Source organism: Paenibacillus darwinianus, from assembly GCF_000598065.1.
Lineage (GTDB): Bacteria > Bacillota > Bacilli > Paenibacillales > Paenibacillaceae > Paenibacillus_I > Paenibacillus_I darwinianus.
Map to the genome: position 1 here is coordinate 1 of NZ_KK082201.1, position 9,270 is coordinate 9,270.

Below are 9,270 nucleotides of genomic sequence, written 5' to 3' on the forward strand. Positions count from 1 at the left end.
GGTTAAGATAATTCGATTTGTAAAATTATTTCATGCGAAAAGCCGGCTATAACATAATGGCTTATGATATAGCGAACAGAAAAGCAGTTGTATTCAAAAGTAATGCTCTGGCGCCTGCACTCTCCATTAACAAAAAGTTTTTAGCTTATCGATTGAGTAATGACAGCAGTGTGGTTATACTGGAACAACTAAATCCTGTTGGACCCCAAAGTGGCAGGGGCAGTTTATAATCTAAGCAAGACTGATGTCATTATTATAAATGTTGATACGAATAAGACACGTACAATATTTCCATCAATCCTGCCCACCGTTATTGATTGGAAGTCATAATGATTGGACTGTCGACTCAGTTGCGTTGACAGTCCATACACCTTCGGTCTTTGCATTGGTCTCCGCATCTTCACAGTTATGCTATGATTCCGCCTTGGCCTTCCGGTACGATTCCATATAGGCGCGCGCTTTGTCGGCGATCAGGCTGAAGTCGCCTTTGGCGACGGCTTCCTTCGTGAGATCGGAGCCGATGCCGACTCCGAACACGCCGGCCTTGACCCACTCGCCGAGGTTGGCCAGTGACACGCCGCCCGTCGGCATGACGTTGGCCTGCGGCAGCGGTCCCTTGATCGTCGGCACGATCGAAGGCGAGAACAGGCTGCCGGGGAACAGCTTGACGACATCGACGCCGAGCTCCAGCGCCGCAACGATTTCCTGAATCGTAATCGCACCCGGCATAACCGGCACCCGGTACCGATTGCAAAGCTTGACGGTATCCGGATTCAGGCATGGCGACACGACGAATTCGGCGCCGGCCATAATGGCCGCACGAGCCGTCTCCGGGTCGAGCACCGTGCCGACGCCAATCATCGCATAGTCAGCCCCCGACGGCTCCGCGCTGTGATACTTCTTCGCCAGCGCCGTGATCGCCTCGAGCGCGAACGGCACGGTCATCGTGACTTCGATCGCTTTGATGCCGCCTTCAATGGCGCTTTCGGCCATGCGCACGACCTCTTCGGGCGAATCGCCCCGCAGCACGGCGACAACGCCGGACTCGCGCAGCTGTTGGAGCAGTTGCAGTTTTTTCATCCTAATAAACCTCTCTTTCGATAATTCGCTATCCGTAAGCTATACACCCTTGCGCTATCCTTTATCTCGCCATCCAGCCGCCGTCCACATTCAGCACGTGGCCGTTCATATAATCGGAGGCGGACGAGGCGAGGAAAACGACGGGGCCCTTCAGGTCATCCGGCACGCCCCAGCGCCCGGCGGGAATCCGCTCGGTGATGGATCGGTACCGCTGCTCGTCGGCCATGATCGGCGCCGTATTGTTCGTCGTCATATAACCGGGAGCGATGGCATTGACCTGTATGCCTCGACCCGCCCATTCGTTGGCCAAAGCTTTGGTCAGGCCCGCTACGCCATGCTTGCTTGCCGTATAGCCGGGCACGTTGACGCCGCCTTGATAGGAGAGCATGGAGGCGATATTGATGATTTTGCCGCTGCCCCGCTCGAGCATATGGCGGCCTGCCATTTGGGACAGGAAAAAGACCGAGTTCAGGTTCAGATCGATGACGTCGTACCAGTCTTGCCTCCCATGGTCGGCGGCCGGCGTGCGGCGAATGATGCCTGCATTGTTCACGAGTATGTCGATTCGCCCGAATGCCGCAACCGCCCGATCGAACACGCTCTCCAAGGCATCGGCGTCGCTGAGGTCCGCTTGTTGGTCGAACGCCCTGCGCCCGAGCGCTTCCACCGCCGCCGCCGTCTGCGCGCTGCCCGACGAGGAAATCGCCACGATATCCGCGCCCGCCTCGGCCAAGCCGATCGCCATCGCTTGTCCGAGCCCGCCGGATGTGCCGGTGACGAGCGCGGCCTTGCCGCTTAAATCAAAAAGTCCCATCTTCATTCCCTCGCTTCATGTTCATATTCGACCCGTACACCGGCCCTCCGGAACGTTTCCGCCGTCCCGCGATCGAGCCCGCCGTCCGTCAGGATGGCGTCGACCTCCGTGAGCTTGGCAAAAGTCCGCAGCGCAACCGTGCCGAACTTATGCCGGTCCGCCACAATGTAGCGCTCCCGAGCCGATTCGATTAACGCCTGCTTGAACGCCAGAAAATCACTCGTATAAATCGAAAAGCCGTACTCGGCATGCACACCGGTCGAAGACAGGAACGCCTTCCGCACGTTGAACGTGCGGACGAGCGCCGCCGCCTCCGGTCCGATCAGCATATTGCGCACACGGGATCCGCCGGGAACCACGAGCCGAATGTCGGGCTTCCGGGCAAGCTCGCCGATGATGAACACGTCGTTGGTAATGACGGTCAGCGGACGGTTGTCGAGCTTGCGGGCGATTTCGAACGTCGTCGAGCCGCCGTCCAGGGCGATGATGTCCCCGTCCTTGATATAGTGCAGTGCAAGTTCAGCGATCTCAGCTTTTTCCGTATTGTGCTTGGTGAACGGCTCCTTGGCCGGCAGGATGCCGAGCTGTTCGCTCTGCGCAAGCACCGCTCCGCCGTGCACGCGGAGGAGAAGTCCCTTCTCCTCGAGCTTCGCGAGATCCTCGCGGATTGTTTTGCCGGTCACTTGAAGCCGGTCGCTGAGCTCGGCCACGGTGACCTCTTTTTGCGACAGCAGCCGCTCCATTATCGCTTCATATCGCCGTACTGCGTTCATCTGCCCTCATCCGCTTTCGTCTGCTATTTCAAATCCTTCATCGCAACCATGTCCATGTCGTCGAACGCCTGGTTCTCGCCGGCCATGCCCCAAATGAACGTGTAGTTGGACGTGCCGACGCCGCTGTGGATCGACCAGCTTGGCGAGATGATCGACTGCTCGTTGCGTACGACGACATGGCGCGTCTCCCGCGGCTCGCCCATCAGGTGGAAAACGACGCCGTCCTCCGGCATGTCGAAGTAGAAATACACCTCGGAGCGGCGGTTGTGCGTGTGGCAAGGCATCGTGTTCCACATGTTTCCCGGCTTCAGCATCGTGAGGCCCATGACGAGCTGGCAGCTTCGGATGCCGTTCTCGTGAATGTACTGATAGATCGTCCGTTCGTTCGAGTTCGTTAGGCTGCCCAGATGGCGCGGATTCGCTTCGCTGATCACCGCTTTGACGGTCGGGTACGTCTGGTGAGCCGGACAGGAGTTGAAGTAGAGCTTGGCCGGCGATGACGTATCCGCGCTTGCAAACGCAACCTCCTTGGCGCCGCGCCCGACGTACAGGCAATCCTTCGTTTCCATGTCGTACGCCGTGCCGTCCACCGTCGCGGTTCCCCTGCCGCCGATATTGATAATGCCGATTTCCCTGCGGTCGAGAAAATGCTCGGCGCCCATTTCCTTTTGATCGGCCTCCAGCTTGATTGTGCCGCCGGTCGGCAGAACGCCACCTGCGATAAAGCGGTCCACGTGGCTGTAAGTCAGCGTCACTTCGCCGGGCCGGAACAGCGACTCGATCAGAATTTCCTCGCGCAGCCGGGAGGTGTCGAAACCTTTCACTTCGTTCGGGTGGGAGGCATAGCGGATGTCCATCATTAATCGATCCTTTGGTTCGTTCATATTGGTTTTTTATAAGTTCATTTAGGTTTACTTTACTCCAAAGTAAACGATAGTGCAATCAGAAAGTGAACTTGGCGAACGACAAATAACCGGCTACGTCGCAAAGGGATGCGAACAGAGCCGGTTTTGTTTTCGCCCGAATTGCTTCACTTAAACAATTTCTTATTTCTTGTCGATTCTGGCATTCACTTTTCCGAGCTCGTCTCTTACTCTTTGCAGCTCTTGTTGTTGGGCTCGAAATTTTCTGAATATTTGTCGCACCACGAATACAACCCATAAGATGGCCAGCACAGACAGTATTTGAATTCACGCAGTCGTCCAAACAAAATCCACGATAATCTTCCTTTCATTGCTTATGTAAGGGAAGGATAATTCATCCATCAATTAATTGTAGCGGGTGGTCGTCTCGAAGTAAACCAAAACACAATTCGCATTCTTAAATTGTACGTACAAGTGGGCGAGTGCTATAATGGCGGTAGCCAATACGGAAGCCTATGAGTACGGGGTGAGCCATGAACCGGAAGGAATTGCCGAAGTACAAGCAGTTGAAAGAAGAAATTTTGTCATGGTTCCACACCGGGCACTTGAAGCCGGATGATCTCATGCCTTCGGAGAACGAAATCGCCGCGCAGTTCGGCCTGAGCCGGCAGACGGTGAGGCAGACGCTGGGCGAGCTGGAGAAGGAAGGTCTGCTGTACCGGAAGCAGGGCAAGGGAACGTTCGTTTCCGCGCCAAAAGCGAGACCGGTCAGGGATACGCCGATGATCGGGATGGTTACCACTTATATATCGGATTATATTTTTCCGCACATCGTGCGGGGAGCGGAGGCGGTTCTCAGGGAGCGGGGATATGGACTGCTGCTTTCCAGCACGGACAACGACAAGGAGAAGGAGAAGGAAGGGTTGCGGTCCATGCTCGGCCATTCGCTCTCCGGACTCATCATCGAACCGACGAAAAGCGCGCAAGGCAATCCCAACCTGAACGAATACATGACGCTTCAATATCATGGCGTTCCGTTCGTTATGATCAATGAGCGCTACCCCGAGCTGGACTGTCCGTGCCTGAAGGTGGATGACGAGGAAGGCGGCTTCCTGGCGGCGGAGCATCTGATCAAGCTGGGACACCGGCGGATCGCGGGCTTTTTCAAAACGGACGACCTGCAGGGAGCGAACCGGATGAAAGGGTTCATTCGCGCGCATCGCCACTATGAGGTGCCGATGATTCCGGACGCGGTCGCCTACTACTCCTCGGAGGAAAAGCAAACGAAGCCGCATGCCGCCGCGCTCGCCCTGCTGAAGGCGGAACAGGAGGAGCGCCCGACGGCGTTCGTCTGCTACAACGATGAATTGGCCTTGGCGCTGATGGGGACGGCGAAAGCTGGCGGCATTCGCGTGCCCGACGACCTGTCGATCGTGGGCTTCGACGATTCGACTCTCGCATTGGCCGCGGATACGAAGCTGACGACGCTGACCCATCCGAAAACGGCAATGGGCGCCCAAGCGGCGGAGCTTCTGCTCGACCTGATCGCCGGCAAAGCCGGAGGAACGGCGGCGGATATCGTGTACAAGCCGGAACTGGTCGCGCGCGAGTCGACACGGGCAGTCAATGTGTAAATGCTTGGTTAGGGGGGGCGTCGTTGATTTTCCTTAGTGTGTTTCTGCTGCTAGCCGGACTATTGATGATGTGGAAGACAACTTTATTTTGGTCACTCACAGAACAATGGACCTCTAAAGACGCTACCGAACCTTCAGATCTGTATATCATGAATACCCGCATCGGTGGGGGAATATGCTGCTTAATTGGTTTGGCAGGAATAATCATTTTTTTTGTTTAATCAGCTCGGCGATGAGCTCATTTTGTTCGTGTATGACCTGTTCGAGCCGCTGTATGCTTCGCGCTTGCGTTCGCTCCATTTCGTCCATGTGCGAGAGGACATCCGCGAATATAAGCGCGGAGATTCCCTTTCTGAGCGTTCTGCCCGCCTGCTCGATCTTCTCCGAAAGTACGTACAGCACATAGATGATACTTGCGGAAAGGATGAAATAGAAGCCCTGCTTGCTGTGCAAGAAAAGCACGGCGTAGCCCGCGTACGGAATGGACTTCTGCACCGTGCCCGCCACCTGCTCCGGCAGAACGGTAAACGGATCCTCCTCCGGATTGTTGTCTCCTTTGATCCGAAAAGTCGGATCCGGCCCCAGCCGGTTGACTTTGACGACCCGGTGCACGATGGAAGCGGGATAGTTGTAGCGGTCCTGCACGATCGCCGGGACATAGACAACGATGATATCCCCGGCTTTGATGTCCATCGGATTGATTTTCTCCACGACAATTAATGTGCCGACTTGAAACAACGGCTCCATGCTGCGGCTCGGAATGGCGGCGAAGGGCGGGGTAAAATATTGGAAATAGATCGTGGCTGCCACGAGAACGGCCAATGACAGAAACGTAACGATCCTGCCCAAATAATCGACTGTCGCTCTCATCATCTATGCCCGCCCTCCCCTTGTCCGAGCCGATAATAAAACAAAAGCGGCGAAGCAGCTCGATGCCGTTTACGACCTGCGCTTTGCCTTTCTTTACGGTGAAGCTCCCGGACAACGGGGTCACCGCGGCCATTTTGCCGTCAGGCAGCGTGCTGCCCGGCGTGACGTCGATTTGCAGCGACAAGGTGGCGGCGGCCCAGATGATGAGATTGATGCTTAAAAACAGGGCGACGGCTGCGGCGAATATATATTTGCGCTTAGTCTTCATCGATCAGCGTTATTTATTAGCGTAAATCTATCGTGAACTGCGGAGCGAGGTTCGCTGCAACCGATGTGTTAAGAGCATAATAAGAGCCTTCTTTGACGCCGATTCTGTACTTCTCTCTGCCCGTCAATTTCAAGGTAACATAACCGTTGGAAAGGGATAATAAAGCGGTGCCGCTTGTAGTAAGTTCAGTCCAGACAGGAGTTGAGCCGGTGGTATCTTCATAATAAACGGCAATCGTCATGTTTAAATAACTGTAGGCTTTCGCCAGATCGTCCGGATTCGTCAAATAAAGTGAGGCTATAATTTCGGTTGAAGCATTTCCCGTGGCATCGATTTCAAATAATTCCCCTTGTGCAATATCTCCGGCCCTATTGACCGTCGGGCTCCAGGAAGGCCGGTCTGCCGCTACGGTTACCGCGGTTGCGTCCATTTTGCTGGTGCTGCCGTTAACAGTTACGCTGGTCGTCGTTGAATTAGCCGCAAAGCTGATCGCCGTGGATGCGAGAATCGCGATAAGGGCCATAATAAATATCCATTTCCTTTTCTTCATTTCGGGTTCCTCCTCAATATTCCAATCTATGCGCCGATGTTCGCCATGATGCTTCCGTTATGTGTAATCCCCTCCCCGACATCAGCCCGATTATAAGCGCACAAAATACCCCATCGATCAGAGTAAATTATTATTCGAAATGCAAAAATTTTTAATTATTTAAGTTCGACTTGAATAAATTTTCCGTATTATTTAGATATACGTCACAGATCGACGGCAACATGTAGGAACAACCGAAAGCTATTTAATTAATAGTTGTTCAGATGTACGTACAAGTGTATAATGGGGGACAGAAGCAGGGAAGAACGAGTAGAAAGGAGAGGGACTTGTTGTTGAAGCAGTTGAAGCAAGAGGTGCTGGAAGCGAATCTGGATCTGCCGAAGCACAAAATGGTGACGTTTACGTGGGGAAATGTAAGCGGCATCGACCGTGAACGCGGGCTCGTCGTCATCAAGCCGAGCGGTGTGCCTTATGAGGAGCTGAAGCGGGACGACCTCGTCGTCGTCGATTTGGAGGGCAACAAGGTGGAGGGCTCGCTGAAGCCTTCGTCGGATACAACGACGCATCTGGCCTTATATAAAGCATTCCCCGCGATCGGGGGTATCGTACACACCCACTCGCCGTGGGCGACCAGCTGGGCGCAGGCGGGCATGGGCATCCCGGCGATGGGCACGACGCACGCGGATTATTTCTATGGCGAGGTGCCGTGCACGCGGCCGATGACGGAAGCCGAAATCAAGGGCGCTTACGAGCTCGAGACCGGCAACGTCATTATCGAAACGTTCCGTTCGCGCGGCATCGATCCGGCGATGGTGCCGGGCGTTCTTGTCCATGCCCACGCGCCGTTCGCCTGGGGGAAGGATGCGCATGAAGCGCTCCACAATGCGGTCGTGCTGGAGGAGGTCGCCAAAATCGGCCACCGTACGGTGCGGCTAAACCAGGAAGTCGGAGCGATGGACGGAACGCTGCTCGACAAGCATTTTCTGCGGAAGCATGGAGCCAACGCTTACTACGGGCAATCGAACCCGGAACAACAATAACCGACAAAGGAGCTGAACTGCACATGAGCGGCAAAAAATATGCGATCGGCGTCGACTACGGCACCCAATCCGGGCGGGCCGTGCTCGTCGATCTGACGGACGGAACCGAAATCGCCGACCACGTCACCCCTTATCCGCACCATGTTATCGACGAGCAACTGCCGGTTTCCGGCATCAAGCTCGAGCATGATTGGGCCCTGCAGCATCCGGCGGATTACATCGAAGTTTTGAAGCGCTCGGTGCCTGCCGTGTTGGGGGAATCGGGTATCGATCCGGCGGACGTCGTCGCGATCGGCATTGATTTCACCGCCTGTACGATGCTGCCGATCGACAAGGAAGGCAGCCCGCTTTGCTTTTTCCCCGAATACAAGGACAATCCGCACAGCTGGGTGAAGCTTTGGAAGCATCACGCGGCGCAGGACGAGGCGAACCGGATCAACGAAATCGCGGCTGCGCGCGGCGAGAAGTTCCTCCCGCGTTACGGCGGCAAAATCTCCTCCGAATGGATGATCGCCAAGGTATGGCAAATCCTCGATGAGGCGCCGGACATATACGAGCAGACCGATCAGTTTCTCGAGGCGACGGACTGGGTCATTTTCCGCATGACCGGCAACGTAGCGCGCAACAGCTGTACGGCAGGCTATAAGGCGATCTGGCACAAGCGGGACGGCTATCCGTCGAACGACTTTTTCAAGGCGCTGGACCCAAGGCTGGAAAAGCTCGCCGAAACGAAGCTGCGCGGCGAGATCGTTCCGCTCGGCACCAACGCGGGAGGTCTCACGGAGGAGATGGCGGCGATGACCGGCCTGAAGCCGGGCATCGCGGTCGCGGTCGGCAACGTCGACGCGCATGCGGCCGTGCCGGCGGTGGGCGTCACCGAGCCGGGCAAGCTCGTCATGGCGATGGGCACGTCGATCTGCCACATGCTGCTCGGCAGCGAGGAGAAGGAAGTCGAGGGCATGTGCGGCGTCGTCGAAGACGGCATTATTCCCGGATACCTGGGCTATGAAGCCGGCCAATCGGCGGTCGGCGATATTTTTGAATGGTATGTGGAGGAAGCGGTGCCGGCCTATGTGAAGGAAGCGGCGCAGCAGGACGGCGTCAGCGTTCACGAGTGGCTGGAAAAGAAAGCTTCCGTCTACAAGCCGGGCCAATCCGGCCTGCTCGCGCTCGATTGGTGGAACGGCAACCGTTCCGTATTGGTGGACACGGACTTGACCGGCCTGCTGCTCGGCTGCACGCTGCTGACGAAGCCGGAGGAGATCTACCGCGCGCTGCTTGAGGCGACCGCTTACGGCACGCGCAAAATCGTCGACGCGTTCCACAGCAACGGCGTCGAAGTGAACGAGCTCTACGCCTGCGGCGGACTGCCGCAGAA

At 56.0% G+C, this 9,270-nt stretch carries 11 protein-coding genes; 5 read left to right on the top strand and 6 right to left on the bottom strand.

The features are described from left to right. Nucleotides 1-411: 411 nt before the first annotated feature. The 4 genes from BG52_RS13065 to kduI form a co-directional block, all read right to left on the bottom strand. Nucleotides 412-1,080 (bottom strand): bifunctional 2-keto-4-hydroxyglutarate aldolase/2-keto-3-deoxy-6-phosphogluconate aldolase, encoded by a 669-nt coding sequence (locus BG52_RS13065; protein ID WP_036579918.1) that lies wholly within the window; start codon nt 1,078-1,080, stop codon nt 412-414. Nucleotides 1,081-1,141: 61 nt separating this feature from the next. Continuing rightward, nucleotides 1,142-1,894 (bottom strand): 2-dehydro-3-deoxy-D-gluconate 5-dehydrogenase KduD, encoded by a 753-nt coding sequence (kduD, locus tag BG52_RS13070; RefSeq protein ID WP_036579961.1) that lies wholly within the window; start codon nt 1,892-1,894, stop codon nt 1,142-1,144. 2 nt (nt 1,895-1,896) lie between these two features. Next, on the bottom strand, nt 1,897-2,667 hold the full coding sequence (locus BG52_RS13075) for a DeoR/GlpR family DNA-binding transcription regulator (RefSeq protein WP_036579915.1): 771 nt from the start codon (nt 2,665-2,667) through the stop codon (nt 1,897-1,899). A gap of 23 nt (nt 2,668-2,690) precedes the next feature. Next, nucleotides 2,691-3,524, bottom strand: coding sequence for a 5-dehydro-4-deoxy-D-glucuronate isomerase (gene kduI, locus BG52_RS13080; RefSeq protein WP_036579959.1), 834 nt, complete (start codon nt 3,522-3,524; stop codon nt 2,691-2,693). Nucleotides 3,525-4,063: 539 nt separating this feature from the next. Here kduI and BG52_RS13085 point away from each other — a divergent pair. Next, on the top strand, nt 4,064-5,164 hold the full coding sequence (locus BG52_RS13085) for a GntR family transcriptional regulator (RefSeq protein WP_036579912.1): 1,101 nt from the start codon (nt 4,064-4,066) through the stop codon (nt 5,162-5,164). Between the two features lie 68 nt (nt 5,165-5,232). Beyond that, on the top strand, nt 5,233-5,385 hold the full coding sequence (locus tag BG52_RS16835) for a DUF6199 family natural product biosynthesis protein (protein WP_397310148.1): 153 nt from the start codon (nt 5,233-5,235) through the stop codon (nt 5,383-5,385). Here the strand turns inward: BG52_RS16835 and BG52_RS14995 are convergent. Next, complete coding sequence (locus BG52_RS14995; RefSeq protein WP_051588126.1) at nt 5,369-6,037, bottom strand: signal peptidase I; 669 nt, start codon at nt 6,035-6,037, stop codon at nt 5,369-5,371. The genes BG52_RS16835 and BG52_RS14995 overlap by 17 nt on opposite strands. Before the next feature lie 59 nt (nt 6,038-6,096). Here BG52_RS14995 and BG52_RS13095 point away from each other — a divergent pair, with 59 nt between their 5' ends. After that, nucleotides 6,097-6,327 carry a hypothetical protein gene (locus BG52_RS13095; protein ID WP_036579910.1) on the top strand — a complete coding sequence of 77 codons (231 nt, stop codon included), beginning with the start codon at nt 6,097-6,099 and terminating at the stop codon, nt 6,325-6,327. Here BG52_RS13095 and BG52_RS13100 read toward each other — a convergent pair. Beyond that, nucleotides 6,319-6,852, bottom strand: a complete 534-nt coding sequence (locus BG52_RS13100; protein ID WP_036579908.1) for a hypothetical protein — start codon at nt 6,850-6,852, stop codon at nt 6,319-6,321. The two genes, BG52_RS13095 and BG52_RS13100, sit on opposite strands and share 9 nt — an antisense overlap. A gap of 329 nt (nt 6,853-7,181) precedes the next feature. Here BG52_RS13100 and araD point away from each other — a divergent pair, with 329 nt between their 5' ends. After that, nucleotides 7,182-7,892 carry an L-ribulose-5-phosphate 4-epimerase gene (gene araD / locus BG52_RS13105; protein WP_036579905.1) on the top strand — a complete coding sequence of 237 codons (711 nt, stop codon included), beginning with the start codon at nt 7,182-7,184 and terminating at the stop codon, nt 7,890-7,892. 23 nt (nt 7,893-7,915) lie between these two features. Then, nucleotides 7,916-9,270: ribulokinase (locus tag BG52_RS13110; protein ID WP_036667449.1), on the top strand; the 1,355-nt coding region annotated here is incomplete at its 3' end.

What these genes read in the sequence shown, in the direction of transcription:
- BG52_RS13065 (WP_036579918.1), bottom strand. Translation starts at nt 1,080, where the DNA reads ATGAAAAAACTGCAACTGCTCCAACAGCTGCGCGAGTCCGGCGTTGTC.
- kduD (WP_036579961.1), bottom strand. Translation starts at nt 1,894, where the DNA reads ATGGGACTTTTTGATTTAAGCGGCAAGGCCGCGCTCGTCACCGGCACA.
- BG52_RS13075 (WP_036579915.1), bottom strand. Translation starts at nt 2,667, where the DNA reads ATGAACGCAGTACGGCGATATGAAGCGATAATGGAGCGGCTGCTGTCG.
- kduI (WP_036579959.1), bottom strand. Translation starts at nt 3,524, where the DNA reads ATGGACATCCGCTATGCCTCCCACCCGAACGAAGTGAAAGGTTTCGAC.
- BG52_RS13085 (WP_036579912.1), top strand. Translation starts at nt 4,064, where the DNA reads ATGAACCGGAAGGAATTGCCGAAGTACAAGCAGTTGAAAGAAGAAATT.
- BG52_RS16835 (WP_397310148.1), top strand. Translation starts at nt 5,233, where the DNA reads ATGTGGAAGACAACTTTATTTTGGTCACTCACAGAACAATGGACCTCT.
- BG52_RS14995 (WP_051588126.1), bottom strand. Translation starts at nt 6,037, where the DNA reads ATGATGAGAGCGACAGTCGATTATTTGGGCAGGATCGTTACGTTTCTG.
- BG52_RS13095 (WP_036579910.1), top strand. Translation starts at nt 6,097, where the DNA reads ATGCCGTTTACGACCTGCGCTTTGCCTTTCTTTACGGTGAAGCTCCCG.
- BG52_RS13100 (WP_036579908.1), bottom strand. Translation starts at nt 6,852, where the DNA reads ATGAAGAAAAGGAAATGGATATTTATTATGGCCCTTATCGCGATTCTC.